We start from the raw sequence: 16,744 nt of genomic DNA, 5'->3' as shown, positions 1-16,744 counted from the left end.
GCAAACACGCGTGAAGCGTTGCGGCGGGCCATTGTGGTTGTGGGCACATTGTTGTTGGCCGACAGTCGGATCGATAATATCGAACAAAGCAATCTTGTGCAATGCAACAATTCTCGCATTCAGTGTACGCAAGCTGTCACGGCGTCATGCTAGTGGCGATGCTGCTCCGCCGCTATCAGGGCTTGCCTGAGCCTCAAGCTCCATCGAGCGCATGCCGTTATGTGCCGGATGGCCGGTCGCCTGCGCCATCTCCTGCTCGTGCTTCATCAGGTTCAGGCCGGTGTGCACGAGCGCCACGTGCGAGAACGCCTGCGGAAAATTGCCGACCAGACGTTTTTCGGCCGGATCGTACTCCTCGGACAGCAGGCCGACGTCGTTGCACAGCGCGAGCAGCCGCTCGTACATCTCGATCGCTTCCTGCACGCGCCCCTGCAGCGCGAGGTTATCCACCATCCAGAACGAACACGCAAGAAAGGTGCCTTCTCCGGGCGGCAGGCCGTCATCGTATTCGTTGGTGCGGTAGCGCATCACGAAGCCGCCATGCATCAGGTCCCGCTCGATTGCCTCGACGGTGCCCTTGATGCGCGGGTCCTGCGGCGGCAGGAAGGCGACCAGCGGCATCAGCAGCACGCTCGCGTCGAGCTGGTCGCTGCCGTAGTACTGCGAGAACGCGTTCAGCTTCGGATTCCACGCCTTCTCGCAGACCTCGGCGTGGATCGTGTCGCGCGTCGCGCGCCATTCGTCGAGCGGGCCGTCGAGCTTGAACATTTCGGCCGAGCGGATCGCGCGGTCGAACGCGACCCACGCCATCACCTTCGAAAAGGTGAAATGCTCGCGGCCGCCGCGAGTCTCCCAGATGCCTTCGTCGGGTTCGCGCCAGATCGTGGTCAGATGCTCGAGCATCGCGCGCTGCACGCTCCACGCGGTGACGTCCGCCTGCAGGCCGCCCACGCGCGCGAGATGCAGCGCGTTCATCACTTCGCCGTAAACGTCGAGCTGACGCTGCCCGACCGCGTTGTTGCCGATGCGCACCGGTTTCGCGCCCTCGTAGCCGGGCAGCCAGTCGATTTCGGATTCGGGCAGGCGTCGCTCGCCGGCGATGCCGTACATGATCTGCAACTGGTCCGGCGCGCCCGCCATCACGCGGCCGAGCCAGCTGCGCCAGGCGCGCGCTTCGTCGTAGTAGCCGCCGCGCATCATCGCGAGCAGCGTGATGGTCGCGTCGCGCAGCCAGCAGTATCGATAGTCCCAGTTGCGCGTGCCGCCGAGCTTCTCCGGCAGCGACGTGGTAGGCGCCGCGACGATGCCGCCGGTCGGCTCGTAGGCGAGCGCGCGCAGTGTGATCAGCGAACGGCGGATCGGCTCGGCCCAGCGTCCTTCGACGGTGCCGCGCGCCGCCCATTCGAGCCAGTGGTTCTCGGTGCGCGCGAGCGACGTGTGCGGGTCGCGCGCGGGAGGAATGCGCAGATGCGACGCCGCATACGCGAGCGAGAACGGCACGCGCTCGCCCTCGGTCACCGTGAATTCCGCGACGGTCTTCATATCTTCGCCGTGCAGTTCGACCGGCGTGCGCAGCACCGCGTTGTCGGGGCCGACGATCGCCTTGATGCCGCTGTCGTGCTTGAGCTTGTCGACCCACGGAATCGAGAAGCCGTAGTCGAAGCGCAGCACGAGTTCCATCTTCATGCGCACGGTGCCGCGCTTGCCGACGACGATGCGGATCAGCTCCGACCAGCCGTTGCCGGGCGGCATGAAATCGATCAGCGTGACCGCGCCGTCGGGTGTTTCGAAGTCGGTTTCGAGGATCAGCGTTTCACCGCGATAGCGCCGCGTGATGGTCGGCGCGCCGTGCTCGCCCTGGGTGGCGGGGGCGATCTGCCAGCGGCCGTTGTCGGGCGTGCCGAGCAGCGCGGCGAAGCAGGCGCCCGAGTCGAAGCGCGGCCAGCAGAGCCAGTCGACGGAACCGTCGCGGGAGATGAGCGCGGCGGTATGGCCGTCACCGATGAGTGCGTAGTCTTCGAGGTGTGCAGGCATGGAAAGCGTGTCGAAAAACGAGTCGTTATTACGGACGGCGACGGCAGCCGCGCTTCGAGTGGGAGTTAATTACCGGACCACGATCGGCAGTGTTTGGTTCACCGCATAGTGCGGCAAAACGCGGGTTGGAAAATTGTCAAATCCATGCATAAAATCAGAATTCATGCCGATGTCCGGTGACCTGCCGGACTGCGAATCGGCCTTGCTCATGGCGCATGCAGACGCCGTTTCCGAGGACGAAAGCCATGCTGAACCCTTCGAAATCCGATTGCATCACGATTCTCTCGGCCGCCAGCCAGCTTGCCGGCGACTCCATGCTGCCACTCGATCATGGGCGGCTCGGCCTGAGCCGCAATGGCATGCTGGCTGCCGCGTCCTTCCTGGTCGAACGGGCCTGCTTCCGGCGCTATCAGCAGAATGCCGATCATTATGCGGTCGGCGCGCTGTCGTTGCAGGGGCGCTTGCGCCTCGAACAGCTGGCGAACGGTTGAGCCGCGGCGCCGGGCGTTCGTAGCGCGGGTTGTTCGCGTATCCGCACCTTCGCGCCACGTCACGTCGATTGTTCGCGTGGCGCGATGCCCGCTTTCCGCCTGTGTCAACCGCATGACGTAGGCCGCGCTTTCATGCGTGCGAGTGCCGCTGGCACCGCGCGAACCCTCTTTTTTCGCAAATTGATCCCGACACCGGGCGCAAATACCGCGCCCGGTATCGCGTCGCCTGTCGCTTACAGATGCGACGAGCCCACGCCGAAGATCCCGATGACGCCGATGATGATCAGGTAAAGCGCGACGATGTAGTTCAACAGGCGCGGCATGATCAGAATCAGAATGCCGGCGATCAGCGAAACGAGCGGGCCCAGGCTGAGAGTGACGTTCATGGAGACTCCGTAGTTGACACGCGTGATGCGCGATTGAGAAAACGCTTGAAAAACGCCCCGGCTTGCGGGACCAAAGCCGCTGGCGCAGCCCGCACGTCAGCGGTGGATTCACTGCATGATCCGACCCAACGCTCTTATACTGACTTCGACAATAAAACGCGGAACGACGCTCGATTGGCGGCGCGGCAGACCAGACACCGTTATAACCGCTCGTACCCCGGCTCGTACGCGAGCCCGTACAGACAACCGATGTCGAGGAGGTCTCATGCTTCACCGTCGCCGTGCCGCCGGGTGTGTTGCCGCGCGCCCAGTTCCGACTTCCGCTTTTACTTCTGTTCTTGCCAGTGTTGCCGTACGCGGTTCGGGTCCGCGTGGCGCGGACCGCGTCGCCCGTTCGATGATAAAAGGTTTCCTGCTCATGGTTTCGATGCTTGCTTCGCACGCGTATGCGCAAGATTCTGGCCCGGTCCCCGCGGACGGCGTCTATACGATGCTGGTCGGCACTTACACCAGCGGCAGGAGCGAGGGCATCTACGTCTTTCGCTTCGACACGAAGACCGGCGCGGCGACCCAGGTGTCGGTCGCGCAGACGGTCAATCCGTCGTTCCTGGTCGTGAGCCGCGACCGCCGCTTCGTCTATTCGGTCAACGAACTGCCCGGCGACAATGGCCCGGCCACGCAGCGCGGCAACATCAGCGCGTTCGGCTTCGATGCCGCGCGCGGCCAGCTGACGTTTCTGAACAAGGTGTCGTCCGATGGCAATGACCCGTGCTATCTGAGCATCTCGCCGGACGGCAAATATCTGCTGACCGCGAACTATTCCGTCGCGCCCGACCCGGGCGGCAGCTTCGCGGTGTTTCCGCTGCAGGCGAACGGCCAGGTGGGCACCTCGGTGCAGACCGTGCATCGCGAGGGTGGCGGGCCGGTGAAAGGGCGGCAGGACAACTCGCACGTGCATTCGACTGTGTTCTCGCCTGACGGCCACTATCTGTTCGCGCAGGATCTCGGCGCCGACAAGCTGTACTCGTACCGTTACGCGCCGCAGAGCAGCGCCGGCGCGGGCCCGTTCGTCGTGACGGACTGGGGCTATGCGCAGCAGAAAGCCGGCACGGGTCCACGCCATCTGATCTTCAGCGCGAACGGCAGGCACGCATATCTGACGAGCGAACTCGCGGCGACCGTCAGCACGTTCGACTACGACGACGGCAGACTGAAGCTCGTGCAGACGTTGCCATTGAGCGAGCCCGGCTTCAAGGGGCAGGTGGCCGCGGCGGCGATCCACATGTCGCCGGACGGACGCTTCGTGTATGCGTCCAATCGCGGCGACGCGAACGAGATCGTGATCTTCTCGGTCGATCCCGCCAATGGGCGTCTGAAGCAGATCGGGCGGCAGTCGAGCCTCGGCAAATCGCCGCGCGAGTTCACCATCGATCCGACCGGCAACTGGCTGATCGTCGGCAATCAGTTGAGCGACACGGTCTACGTGTTCAAGCGCGATCAGCAGACGGGGCTGCTCGATCCAAATCCGAAGCAGCATTTCGAGCTCGGCGCGCCGGTGGATTTCAAACTGGTGTCGCCGTCGTAACGCACGGCACGCGCGGGTAAAGAAAAAAACGGACAGCTCACGTCGTGAGGCTGTCCGTTTTTCATTGCGGTTCAGCGCGCGTTCATTCCGCCGGCCCCGGCGCCAGCACCTCGCGGCTGCCGTTGATGCTCATCGCCGACACGAGCCCGGCCGTCTCCATCTGCTCGACGAGCCGCGCCGCGCGGTTATAGCCGATGCGCAATTGCCGCTGCACCGATGAGATCGACGCGCGCCGCGTGCGCACGACGAACGCGACCGCTTCGTCGTACAGCGGATCGGCTTCCGCATCCGGCGCTTCGCCGAACAGGTCCTGGGCCGCGCCGCCATCGGTGGCCGGGCCGTCGAGAATGCCTTCCTCGTATTGCGGCTCGCCGAACTGCTTCAGATACTCGACGATCGCATGCACCTCCTCGTCGGCGACGAACGCGCCGTGCACGCGCTGCGGGTAGCCCGTGCCCGGCGGCAGGAACAGCATGTCGCCCTGGCCGAGCAGCGACTCGGCGCCCATCTGATCGAGAATCGTGCGCGAGTCGATCTTCGACGACACCTGGAACGCGACGCGCGTCGGAATGTTCGCCTTGATCAGACCGGTGATCACGTCGACAGACGGCCGCTGCGTCGCGAGAATCAGGTGGATGCCGGCCGCGCGCGCCTTCTGCGCGAGCCGCGCGATCAGTTCCTCGATCTTCTTGCCGGCGACCATCATCAGGTCGGCGAGCTCGTCGATGACGACGACGATCAGCGGCAGCGGCGCGAGCGGCTCGGGTGCATCGGGCGTCAGCGAGAACGGGTTGCCGAGCTTCTTGCCCTTCGCCTCGGTGTCGCGGATCTTCTGGTTGAAGCCGGCGAGATTGCGCACGCCGACCGCCGACATCAGCCGGTAGCGCTTCTCCATTTCGCCGACGCACCAGTTCAGCGCATTGGCAGCGAGCTTCATGTCGGTGACGACCGGCGCGAGCAGATGCGGAATCCCTTCGTAGACCGAAAGCTCGAGCATCTTCGGGTCGATCATGATCAGGCGCACTTCCTCGGGCGTCGCCTTGAACAGCAGCGAGCAGATCATCGCGTTGATCGCGACCGACTTGCCCGAACCGGTCGTGCCGGCCACCAGCATGTGCGGCGCCTTCGCGAGATCGGCGACGACCGGATGGCCGGTGATGTCCTTGCCCATCGCGAGCGTCAGTTGCGAGTGCGAGTTCTGGTAGACGCTCGCTTCGAGGATCTCGGAGAGCCGGATCGTCTGCCGCTTCGCGTTCGGCAGTTCGAGGCCCATGCAGGTCTTGCCGGGAATCGTTTCGACCACGCGGATCGACGTGAGGCCGAGACCGCGCGACAGGTCCTTCATCAGACCGACGATCTGGCTGCCGCGCACGCCGAGCGCCGGTTCGACTTCGAAGCGCGTGATGACCGGACCGGCCGATGCGCCGACCACCGTCACCGGCACCTTGAATTCCTGCAGACGCTGCTCGATTAGCTGGCCGGTTTCGCGGAGCTTTTCGTCCGAGATCGGTTCGACGTCGGCGTCGGCGGGGGCGAGCAGATCGAGCGTCGGCAGTTCGACCATCGAGGCGGCCGGCGCATGGAACTCGAAGCCGTTGACCGGCATATGGCCGCGCAGCGGCGCGCGGGCGGCGGGCTCGCTGGCGGGTTGGGCCTGCGGTTGCGGTGCGGGCGCGGGAGCGGGCGACGGTTCGGCTGCCGGTGTGTTCGTGGCAGGCGTTGCGTTTGCGCCGATCGAAGGCTCGATGCTGGTCGCCGGCGCCGCAAAGCCCGGGAAACGGACGACGTTCGAGACGACGGCTGGTGCGATTGCCGGCGTTGCGAGGTTCGGCGCACTCGTCGAGGTCGACGACGGCGAGTCGTTCGTCGGCTCGTTCGCGGGCTCGGTCGCAGCGGGCAGGGCAGGGGCGTGCGACGTCGGGTGCGTCGGCGGCGTTGCGGGCTCATCGGGCTGCGCGCCTTCGCTCGCGATCTCCGGTGACGGCGCACTGGACCACGGCGGCACGCTTGCGCTCGACGGTGCGGCGGTCTTGGCCCGCGGTGATTCCGCTGGCGCGGCCGCGCGTTGAGCCGCGGTGGGGCCGAGCTTGCTCTCCCACGGTACGAGCGTTTTGTCGATGACGATTTCGGCGACAGGCGCCAGGGCTTGCTGCGGTGTCGCGGAGTCGGCGGCCGCAGGTTCGACTGTTCGCTCGGATTCTTCACCCTGCGATGACGGGACCCTGTTGTCTGTCGCCGTCTGTGTCGGATCGTCTTCGATCGCCGGTACGTCTTCGTGCGTAGCGTCGTCCTGCAAGCTGGCTGCAAAGCGCTGGAACGGCGTCGCCGTCGCCGGCTCATGTTGCGGCGCGCTAGCAGCAGGTTCCGCGGCGGCAGGCTCAGCCGAAGCGGATGCCGACGGCTCGACAACCGCGGGCATGCCGGTAACAGTGTCCGCGGACACGGGATCGGCCGGCGTCTCTGCGACAGACACGGGCTCTGCAATCGTGGATTCGACAGCCGCAGCCGTAAGCGGCGGATGAATGACCGGTGGTTCGGTCGGCCATTGCGCAACCGCTTCGTTGGCGCTCTCGACCGACGTATCCGACTCGACCACCTCTTGTTCAGCCGGCAACTCCGCAGGTGCCGCTTGTTGCTGCGACTGCGCCGGCGAGACCGTCTCGCTGTTTTCGACGGGCAGCACGTCATGTGGCGCCGGCGGCACATCGAACGTCGTCGACACCCGCTCCACATCGCCAACCTTTGCGCCATCGGCGCCACGGCTGCGCGCGAGGCTCACGCCGGCCATGTCGGTCCAGCGCGCGGTGTTTTCCGCGATGCTGCGCAGCGTCTCCTCGACGCTCGCCGGCGGCGCGACTGTCGACGCGTTCGCCATCGTTCGCGTGAAGTTCGGTGTAGGGCGGCGCACGGTCGATGGCAATGTGACGCCGTTGGCGCGCTGAGCCGCCGGGAACGGCTGACGCGGAGTCGCGCCGCGATTGAGCGGCGCGCTACCGTCTGCCGGCCGTGGCAGCGACGACGGACGGCTGCCGCGGCCCGAAGCATTCATGGATCCCGCCGTCATGCCGATCCCAGCGCCCGATGCGGCGGACCGGCCCGCCATCGCCTGTGCCGCTCGCGCCGACACGCCGGACGCATTGGCGGCCGTCGCCGCCAGCGCGGCGCTGGAGCCGAACGGCGCGGCCACGCGCTGTTCGCCGACCGAGCGCCGGCCGGCCTGCGCAGCGCCCTCACGAACCGACATGCCCGCTGCGGTGGATGCACCCAGCGATCCCGCCGCCGCCGTCGCCGCGCGCGGCTCTGTCGTGCGCAGCCAGCCGGCCGGCGCGACCGGCTCGGTCGGCACGAATGGTGCCGCGGACCGGTCCGGAGCTTTGTCCACCGGCGCCGCCTGCGTTGCGATCGACGCGGCCGGACGCGGCGGCGCGCTCGACCCGGTGCGCAACGCCGGCTCAATCTGCCTGGCCGGCCCACGCGCCGAGCCAGCGGACGCATCGGCGCGCCAGCTTGCGCCGGCGCCACGGGCGGCAGCCTCCTTGCTACCCGCGATGCCAGCCGCGGCACCGCCCGCAGCGGCGGCGCCCGCGCCGCGCCCGCTCGCGGGCGGACGCCACACCGTCGGCCGCGCGTAGCGACCCTTGCTGTTGCGCGGCGCCATCGTGTTGGTTGCGGGCGAAACATGCGACGACGCGCTGTCTTCGACGGTGCGGTGGCGGCGCGCATCCTCGTCGCGTTTCGCGAGTCCGCGCGACAGACCAAGGCCGAACGCGCCGTCGGCCCACGCGGCGACGTCGCTCCAGTGGAAGTCGATGAGCCATGGCAGGCTGATCAGAAGCAGCGCGAGCGCGGCGAGCGGCGTAGCGATATGGCCGACCAGATGCCCAAGCCCCGCGGCCAGCGCATGACCGAAACCGTTGACGCCGGCGATGCCGATCAGCGAGCCCTCGAGCGTGCAACTCGCGATCAGCACGCAGACGAAGCCGAGCCAAAGCCGGATCGTGCCGCGGCCGCGCAGACCCGCGCCGCCCGGCAGCATCGACTTCACGAGGCGCCACAAAAGAGGAATGAACCAGACGGCCGACCCGCCGAACCAGCCGAAAACTACCGTGTGCATACCAGACATCTACGAATGACGGAGCGCGCGAGAAGCGCAACCCGTCGAGTTTAAACGGCGCAGCGCGCGGCTTCGAAGGCCGGCGCGAGTCTCGAACGCGGCGCAAACTCGCATCATTTGTCGCTGCGATCGAACATCAGCGTGTCGCCGTTGTCGAGGATCAGCTGCATCTGCTGTGGCGCGCGCATCTGCACGCCGGTGCGCGCGATGCGCTCGAGCGCTTCGAGGAACGGCTTTTCGATGTCGCCGCCCGGCGACACGCAGGCCTTGCGCGTGCCGGCGAGGGTGCCGAAGCTCAGCTTGCCGTCCTTCAGCATGTACGAACCCATGAAACGGTTGCAGCCCGAAAAGCCGCTCGCATGGCGTCGGCCGCCTTCGGTCGACAACGTGAGCGTGAGCGGCTCCTGATCCTTCGACGGCACCGCGCGCACCGTGCCGTCGGCGTTCTTCCACGAGCTCAGCACCCAGCTGCTGTCGTCGAGCAGTTGCACGGCGGCGGGGTTGAACGGATCGGGCGGCGGCGCCGACGAATCCGGATGCTTCGGGATCGCGCAGGCACCGAGCAGCGCGGCGATGCTCAACGCGGCGACGGCCGTGCGCAGGCACGGAGTGATGCGCGCAAGACGTCGCGGGCGGGAGCAAATGAGCATGGCGTCGTTCCTGTTCAAACTGGCGAAGGCGTAAGGGTAACGTACTAAGCTTGTCGAGCGCGAGCGATGCGCGCGGTGACGCGACCGCGGCTGAGAGCGTCGACGCGGCGGCACGCTTGCGCCCGACCGCCACGGCCTCGCGAACGGCGCCCCGAGCGCACCCTGAACGCACCCTGAGCGCCGCGCGGCAAGGGGGCCGCATGTTAACATCGCGGTCTATCCAATCCCACCCTCATCCCGACTTTTTATCTGGAGTTCCCATGCAGATCGGCCAACGGATCGGCACCCCCCTTTCTGAATCCGCGACGCGCGTGATGCTGCTCGGCGCCGGCGAGCTCGGCAAGGAAGTGATCATCGCGCTGCAACGGCTGGGCGTCGAAGTGATCGCCGTCGACCGTTACCCGAACGCGCCGGGCCATCAGGTCGCGCATCGCGCGCACGTGATCGACATGACCGACCGCGCCGCGCTGCGCGCACTGGTCGAGCAGGAGCGCCCGCATCTGATCGTCCCTGAAATCGAGGCGATCGCCACCGACGAGCTCGCCGCGATCGAAACCGAGGCGCTCGCCGAGGTGATCCCGACCGCCCGCGCCACCCAGCTGACGATGAACCGCGAAGGCATCCGCCGCCTCGCCGCCGAGGAGCTCGGCCTCGCGACCTCGCCGTACGCATTCGCCGATTCGCTCGACGAGCTGCGCGCGGGCATCGCGAAGGTCGGCTATCCGTGCGTCGTGAAGCCGGTGATGTCGTCGTCGGGCAAGGGGCAGTCGGTATTGCGCAGCGACGCCGACGTCGAACCTGCGTGGCAGTACGCGATGGCGGGCGGCCGCGTGAATTTCGGGCGCGTGATCGTCGAGGGTTTCATCGACTTCGAATATGAAATCACGCAGCTCACCGTGCGCGCGATCGACCCGGCGAGCGGCGCGGTCAGCACGTATTTCTGCGACCCGATCGGCCACGTGCAGGTCGCGGGCGACTATGTCGAATCGTGGCAGCCGCAGCCGATGAGCCCGCTCGCGCTCGAGCGTTCGCGCGAGATCGCGCACAAGGTGACGGCGGCGCTCGGCGGCCGCGGCCTCTTTGGCGTGGAACTTTTCGTGCGCGGCGACGACGTATGGTTTTCGGAAGTCAGCCCGCGTCCGCACGACACGGGGCTCGTCACGCTGTGCTCGCAGCGCTTCTCGGAGTTCGAACTGCATGCGCGCGCGATTCTCGGCTTGCCGGTCGATACGTCGTTGCGTGCGCCGGGTGCGTCGGCGGTGATCTACGGTGGACGTGACGAAGCCGGCATCGCGTTCGAAGGCGTCGCGGCGGCACTCGCGGTACCCAACTCGGACCTGCGCCTGTTCGGCAAACCGGAGAGCTTCGTCAAACGCCGCATGGGTGTCGCGCTCGCGACCGGCGAGAATATCGACGAAGCGCGCTCGCGTGCGAAGCAGGCCGCGGCGGCGGTTCGGCCGGTATCGGCGAAGTAACCGGCAGGCGGTGACGCGCGGCGTGGGCCGCATTCGTTTCTGGCTTAGCGCAGCAAAGAGATCGGAGCAGAGGATCGTATGGCGCTTGAATCGCGCAGCAATCCGTGGCGTGGCGCGCTTCGCCGGGTCGGCGCACTCGGCGTGGCGTTCGCGCTGTGTGCCGGTATCAGCGGCTGCGGGCTCGCGGCGGCGCCGTGCCGGGTCGCTTCGGCGGGACTGAAGATCGTGCCGGTAGTCGGGCACGTCGCCGCCGCGCCGACCGATGCGTGTGCCAACGTAATCGATCCTTGAAACGTCGTTGAGCTGCCCTGTAACCCGCCAGTAACCCGTCTGTGACCGGCGTGGCGGCCGGTATGCCTTCCTTGCCTGATCCCCCGCAACAATCGAGGTGTTCGATGAAGACATGGCGTGTTGCATTCCTCACGGCGGCAGCATCGATGGTGGCCTGGCTGGCGGCATCTTCCGGCGGCGCCTCGGCCGCGCCGTTGCAGTTCAAGCATATCGAAGGCAAGAACCACCAGACGCGCAAATACACGTGCGCGACCGGCAAGATCCTGCAGGTCACCTACTGGAACGCGCAGAACGGCCAGAGCTTCGCCGTGCTGCCGGTGAAAGGCACCTCGATGCTGTTCGTCAGCACGGTCTCGGCGTCCGGCGTGAAGTATCAGGCCGGCAGCTATACGTGGTGGACCAAGGGTCCGCGCGCCAATCTATACGACCTGACGAGCGGCGAGAACGCGCCGCCGATTCTCTCCGACTGCGTCACGGTGATTCGCTGATTCATTGATCGGCGCATACCTGCACGTCGTGTGGCGGCTTCGATCTCTGCCTCCGCCTGCTTCTTCCCGCGTCCGGCCTCCTGTCCGTCGCGCGCATCGTTTCCGTTCGAGTAGTAAGCTGTCCAGCATGGCGTTCGCCATGCCGTTTGCCATGCCGCGCGCGCGATGCGGTGTTTCGCGCGCAGCCGTCGTCGTCTTCGATTGTCCGTCCCACGAGTCATCAAGCGAGACCCTCAATGAAAGCATCGGACCTGTTCGTCAAATCGCTGGAAGCCGAAGGTGTCGAGTATGTGTTCGGCATCCCCGGTGAAGAAAATCTCGATCTGCTCGAGTCGCTGCGCCGCTCGAAAATCCGTCTGATCCTCACGCGCCACGAGCAGGCGGCCGGCTTCATGGCCGCCACCTACGGGCGGCTCACCGGCCGCACCGGAGTTTGTCTGGCGACGCTCGGCCCCGGCGCGACCAACTTCGTGACCGCGGCCGCGTACGCGCAACTGGGCGGCATGCCGATGCTGATGGTCACCGGCCAGAAGCCGATCAAGTCGAGCAAGCAGGGGCACTTCCAGATCGTCGACGTGGTGCGGATGATGGAGCCGCTCACCAAGTACACGCGGCAGATCGTGTCGATCGGCAATATTCCGGCGGCGGTGCGCGAGGCGGTGCGCCGCGCCGAGGAGGAGCGTCCGGGCGCCGCGCACCTCGAATTGCCCGAGGACGTCGCGCACGAGGAGGGCGACGGCAAGCCGATTCCGAAGAGCTACAGCCGCCGTCCGGTCGCCGAGGAGAAGGCGGTCGCGCGCGCGGTCGAGGCGATCACCGCCGCGAAACATCCGCTCCTGATGATCGGCGCGGGCGGCAACCGTAAGACCACGACGAAGATGCTGCGCGAGTTCGTCGACCAGATCGGCATTCCGTTTTTCACGACGCAGATGGGCAAGGGTGTGATCGACGAATCGCATCCGATGTGGCTCGGCAACGCGACGCTCTCCGACGGTGACTTCGTGCATCGCGCGATCGAGCACGCGGATTGCATCATCAACGTCGGTCACGACGTGATCGAAAAGCCGCCGTTTTTCATGCGCAGCGGCGAGGCGGGCGAGAAAACCGTGATCCACGTGAACTTCCTCGGCGCCGAAGTCGATCCGGTGTATTTCCCGCAGATCGAAGTGGTCGGCGATATCGCGAATGCGGTGTGGCAGCTCAAGGAGAGCCTGAAGACGCGTCAGGAACATTGGGACTTCACGCGCTTCAAGGAGATCAAAGAGCACTTCGAAGCGCATCTGGTGAAGGGCCAGCACGACGACCGCTTCCCGATGTACCCGGTGCGGATCGTCAACGACGTGTACGAGACCACGCCGGTCGACGGCATCGTGTGTCTGGATAACGGTATGTACAAGATCTGGTTCGCGCGCTACTACCGCGCGCACGAACCGAATTCGCTGCTGCTCGACAACGCGCTGGCGTCGATGGGCGCGGGCCTGCCGTCGGCGATCGCGAGCAAGATCGTACATCCGGAGCGCAAGGTGATCGCCGTGTGCGGCGACGGCGGCTTCATGATGAACTCGCAGGAGCTCGAAACGGCGGTACGCATGAAGCTCGACCTGGTGATCCTGATCCTGCGCGACGACGCGTTCGGCATGATCCGCTGGAAGCAGGAGAACATGAACTTCCCGGACTACGGCATGACGCTTGCGAACCCGGATTTCGTCGCCTACGCGCAGAGCTATGGTGCTCAGGGGCATCGGGTCGAGGCCGCCGAACAGTTCGCGCCGCTGTTGCGCGAGTGCTTCGTGACGCCCGGCGTGCACGTGATCGACGTGCCGATCGACTATTCGGACAACGAGCGCGTGCTCAATCGCGAGATCAAGCGGCTGTCCGCGCGGCTTTGAGTCTCTGTGCATCGACGCTTTGATTCGATTCAAGGAGAACGCGACATGTTGCAAAAGACCTATCCGTACTACCTCGCGAATGAGCCGGTGGCCGCGAACACCGACCTCGAAGTCACCGACAAATTCAGCGGCGAAGTCGCCACCCGCGTCGCGATGGCCGACGCGGCCGCGATCGACAAGGCGATCGGCCTCGCGGTCGATGCGATGCCCGCAATGCGCACGTACCCGCCGTTCAAGCGCCAGGCAGTGCTCGAACACTGCGTGAAGCGCTTTCGGGAGCGCTACGACGAACTGGCGCTCGCGCTGTGCATCGAGGCGGGCAAACCGATCAACGATTCGAAGGGCGAAGTCACGCGCCTGATCGATACGTTCAAGGTCGCCGCCGAGGAGAGCGTGCGCATCGACGGCGAGATCATCAATCTGCAGATTTCGCCGCGCGCGAACGGTTACCACGCGTACGTGAAGCGCGTGCCGATCGGGCCGTGCTCGTTCATCTCGCCGTTCAATTTTCCGTTGAACCTGACTGCGCATAAGGTCGCGCCGGCGATCGCGGCGGGCGTGCCATTCGTGCTGAAGCCGGCGAGCCGCACGCCGGTCGGCGCGCTGATCATGGGCGAAATTCTCGCGGAAACCGATCTGCCGAAGGGTGCCTTTTCGATTTTGCCCGCGCACCGCGACGGCGCCGACCTGTTTACGACCGACGAGCGCTTCAAGCTGCTGTCGTTCACCGGGTCGCCGGCGGTCGGCTGGGAGCTGAAGCGCAAAGCCGGCAAGAAGAAGGTGATTCTGGAGCTGGGCGGCAACGCGGCGGCGATCGTCGACGGCGATCAGGGCGGCAAGCTCGACTACGTGGTCGAGCGGCTCGCGTTCGGCGCGTTCTATCAGTCGGGGCAGAGCTGCATCGGCGTGCAGCGCATTCTCGCGCATGCGAGCGTCTACGACGCGCTGCGCGAGAAGCTGATCGCGAAGACGAAGTCGCTGGTGATGGGCGATCCGAAGAACGAGAAGACCTTCGTCGGCCCGATGATCTCCGAATCGGAGGCGAAGCGGCTCGCCGGCTGGATGGAGGGGGCGGTGCAGGCGGGCGCGCAGATCGTCGCGGGCGGCAAGGTCGACGGCGCGATGTTTGAAGCGACGCTGCTCGAAGGCGTGAAGCGCGACACCGATCTGTATCGCAAGGAGGCGTTCGGGCCGGTCGCTATCCTCGAGCGCTTCAACGATTTCGAAGCGGCGCTCGCGCAGGTGAACGATAGCGACTTCGGCCTGCAGGCCGGCGTGTTCACCGATTCGCTCGCGCATGCGCATCGCGCCTGGGATGCGCTCGAAGTGGGCGGGGTCGTGATCAACGACGTGCCGTCGTTTCGCGTCGACAACATGCCGTATGGCGGCGTCAAGGATTCGGGTCTTGGGCGCGAAGGCGTGCGCTACGCGATCGAGGATATGACCGAGCTGCGGCTGATGGTGATGCGCGAGACGTGGTGAGCGGTCGATCTGACGCGGGCAGGGCGGGGGGGGCGGCTGACGAACGCCGCGCGCCGCCCGCCCAGGCGCGCGGCTGTCATGCCACTGTCGTCTGTGCGCACTACGCTGCGACCGGAGCAACGGCCGCGAGCGGCCGGCCGGCCTTCGCGAGCGTTTTTGCTGAAGTGCTACAATACTGGGCTTTCGGCGGGTGTTTCCGCCAACCGGAGCCGGCCGCATTGACCGAACTCAGACGGGTCTCGCGCGGAACGACGTGGCTCCGCCTTCATCCTGATGCCCTCCGCGGCTCCGACCGCTGCCGCGCGCATCCGCGCCACGCGCCTTTTTAGCGAAAGCCACCATGTCCGACACAGCCGTCACGCCCAGCACCGAGACTTTTGATCAATTCGGCCTCGCGCCCGACATCCTGAAGGCCATCAAGGAATCGGGCTACACGTCGCCAACGCCGATCCAGGCGAAGGCGATCCCGGTCGTGCTGGCGGGTCGTGACGTGATGGGCGCCGCGCAGACCGGCACCGGCAAGACCGCGAGCTTCTCGCTGCCGATCATCCAGCGTCTGCTGCCGCAAGCCAATACGAGCGCGTCGCCGGCACGCCATCCGGTGCGTGCGCTGATCCTCACGCCGACCCGCGAACTCGCCGACCAGGTGGCCGCGAACGTGCAGGCCTATGCGAAGCACACGGCACTGCGTAGCGCGGTCGTGTTCGGCGGCGTCGATATGAATCCGCAGTCGGAGCAGCTGCGCCGCGGCGTCGAAATCCTGATCGCGACGCCGGGCCGTCTGCTCGATCACGTGCAACAGAAAACCGCGAATCTGGGCCAGGTGCAGATGCTCGTGCTCGACGAAGCCGACCGCATGCTCGACATGGGCTTCCTGCCCGACCTGCAGCGCATCCTGAACCTGCTGCCGAAAGAGCGCCAGACGCTGCTCTTCTCCGCGACGTTCTCGGGCGAAATCAAGAAGCTCGCCGCAACCTATCTGCGCAACCCGCAGACCATCGAAGTCGCGCGCAGCAACTCGACCGCGACCAATGTCACGCAGATCGTCTACGAAGTCGCCGAGGGCGACAAGACCGGCGCGGTCGTGCAACTGATCCGCGAGCGCGGCCTGAAGCAGGTGATCGTGTTCTGCAACAGCAAGATCGGCGCGAGCCGGCTAGCGCGCAGCCTCGAACGGGATGGAGTGGTCGCGACGGCGATTCACGGCGACCGCTCGCAAAGCGAGCGCATGCAGGCGCTCGACGCATTCAAGCGCGGCGAAGTCGAGGCGCTGGTCGCGACCGATGTCGCCGCGCGCGGTCTCGACATCGCCGAACTGCCGGCGGTGATCAACTTCGACCTGCCGTTCAACGCCGAAGACTACGTGCACCGGATCGGCCGGACGGGCCGCGCGGGCGCATCGGGCGACGCGCTGTCGCTGTGCAGCCCGAACGAGCGCAAGCAACTGGCCGACATCGAGAAGCTGATCAAGCGCCCGCTCGACCTGCAGCGCCTGACCGTCGAGGCGCCGGTGCGCCATCATCACGATGATCGTTCGCTGCGCCGCGAGCGCAGCGAATCGCGCGACGAGCGCAGCCGCCGCCGCACGGGCGGGGCGTCGGGTTCGTATGACCGTCCGCATCATCATCGCGCGCAACCGATCGACGATTTCTTCCTGAAGCCGTACGAGCCGTCGCCGGCATCGGCGCACAAGGTCGAGGAGACGGCCGCGCCGCAAAAGGCAGCGCCGAAGCGGCAACTGGCCGCGTTGCTCGGTGGCTTCGGAATGCCGAGGAAGACGCCCTCGTCGTCGTAAGGCGGGCTGTCGGATTCAGAGCTCGGGGTGCAACGCCCCGAGCGCAAAATCGGTGGGGCCGCGC

13 protein-coding genes are annotated in these 16,744 nt (G+C 66.3%); 8 read left to right on the top strand and 5 right to left on the bottom strand.

Annotated elements, in window-relative coordinates; genetic code table 11:
• Positions 1-144: 144 nt before the first annotated feature.
• Positions 145-2,034 (bottom strand): glycoside hydrolase family 15 protein, encoded by a 1,890-nt coding sequence (locus VSR82_RS18800; RefSeq protein WP_429460477.1) that lies wholly within the window; start codon positions 2,032-2,034, stop codon positions 145-147.
• Positions 2,035-2,103: 69 nt separating this feature from the next.
• Entirely contained in the window at positions 2,104-2,244 is a 141-nt protein-coding gene (locus tag VSR82_RS18795) for a hypothetical protein (protein WP_429460475.1), read from the bottom strand.
• A gap of 35 nt (positions 2,245-2,279) precedes the next feature.
• Here VSR82_RS18795 and VSR82_RS18790 point away from each other — a divergent pair, with 35 nt between their 5' ends.
• A complete protein-coding gene (locus tag VSR82_RS18790; protein WP_013088852.1) occupies positions 2,280-2,525 on the top strand; it encodes a hypothetical protein in 246 nt (81 codons plus the stop codon).
• 233 nt (positions 2,526-2,758) lie between these two features.
• Here VSR82_RS18790 and VSR82_RS18785 read toward each other — a convergent pair whose 3' ends face one another.
• Positions 2,759-2,911, bottom strand: coding sequence for a DUF3096 domain-containing protein (locus VSR82_RS18785; RefSeq protein ID WP_075296265.1), 153 nt, complete (start codon positions 2,909-2,911; stop codon positions 2,759-2,761).
• 265 nt (positions 2,912-3,176) lie between these two features.
• Here VSR82_RS18785 and VSR82_RS18780 point away from each other — a divergent pair, with 265 nt between their 5' ends.
• The gene (locus VSR82_RS18780; RefSeq protein WP_429460472.1) at positions 3,177-4,496 is read left to right on the top strand and encodes a lactonase family protein; all 1,320 of its coding nucleotides are present in this window, start codon (positions 3,177-3,179) and stop codon (positions 4,494-4,496) included.
• A gap of 82 nt (positions 4,497-4,578) precedes the next feature.
• Here VSR82_RS18780 and VSR82_RS18775 read toward each other — a convergent pair whose 3' ends face one another.
• Positions 4,579-8,610 carry a DNA translocase FtsK gene (locus VSR82_RS18775; protein WP_498857990.1) on the bottom strand — a complete coding sequence of 1,344 codons (4,032 nt, stop codon included), beginning with the start codon at positions 8,608-8,610 and terminating at the stop codon, positions 4,579-4,581.
• A gap of 113 nt (positions 8,611-8,723) precedes the next feature.
• Positions 8,724-9,260 (bottom strand): META domain-containing protein, encoded by a 537-nt coding sequence (locus VSR82_RS18770; RefSeq protein WP_429460468.1) that lies wholly within the window; start codon positions 9,258-9,260, stop codon positions 8,724-8,726.
• A gap of 260 nt (positions 9,261-9,520) precedes the next feature.
• Between VSR82_RS18770 and purT the strand changes: the two genes are divergently transcribed.
• The 6 genes from purT to VSR82_RS18740 all read left to right on the top strand — a co-directional run bounded on the left by purT (position 9,521) and on the right by VSR82_RS18740 (position 16,680).
• Entirely contained in the window at positions 9,521-10,735 is a 1,215-nt protein-coding gene (gene purT / locus VSR82_RS18765; protein ID WP_410850566.1) for a formate-dependent phosphoribosylglycinamide formyltransferase, read from the top strand.
• A 78-nt stretch (positions 10,736-10,813) separates the two neighbouring features.
• Positions 10,814-11,026, top strand: a complete 213-nt coding sequence (locus VSR82_RS18760; RefSeq protein ID WP_410850565.1) for a DUF6726 family protein — start codon at positions 10,814-10,816, stop codon at positions 11,024-11,026.
• Positions 11,027-11,130: 104 nt separating this feature from the next.
• Complete coding sequence (locus VSR82_RS18755; RefSeq protein ID WP_410850564.1) at positions 11,131-11,514, top strand: MliC family protein; 384 nt, start codon at positions 11,131-11,133, stop codon at positions 11,512-11,514.
• Between the two features lie 236 nt (positions 11,515-11,750).
• Positions 11,751-13,403, top strand: a complete 1,653-nt coding sequence (locus VSR82_RS18750) for an acetolactate synthase large subunit (protein ID WP_368586229.1) — start codon at positions 11,751-11,753, stop codon at positions 13,401-13,403.
• 45 nt (positions 13,404-13,448) lie between these two features.
• On the top strand, positions 13,449-14,885 hold the full coding sequence (locus VSR82_RS18745) for an aldehyde dehydrogenase family protein (RefSeq protein ID WP_368586228.1): 1,437 nt from the start codon (positions 13,449-13,451) through the stop codon (positions 14,883-14,885).
• A gap of 340 nt (positions 14,886-15,225) precedes the next feature.
• Positions 15,226-16,680 carry a DEAD/DEAH box helicase gene (locus tag VSR82_RS18740; RefSeq protein ID WP_410850562.1) on the top strand — a complete coding sequence of 485 codons (1,455 nt, stop codon included), beginning with the start codon at positions 15,226-15,228 and terminating at the stop codon, positions 16,678-16,680.
• The last annotated feature ends 64 nt before the right edge of the window (positions 16,681-16,744 follow it).

The sequence above is a fragment of the Burkholderia sp. JPY481 genome (assembly GCF_038900515.1).
Lineage (GTDB): Bacteria > Pseudomonadota > Gammaproteobacteria > Burkholderiales > Burkholderiaceae > Paraburkholderia > Paraburkholderia youngii.
This window is presented reverse-complemented; position numbering and strand designations above follow the sequence as displayed.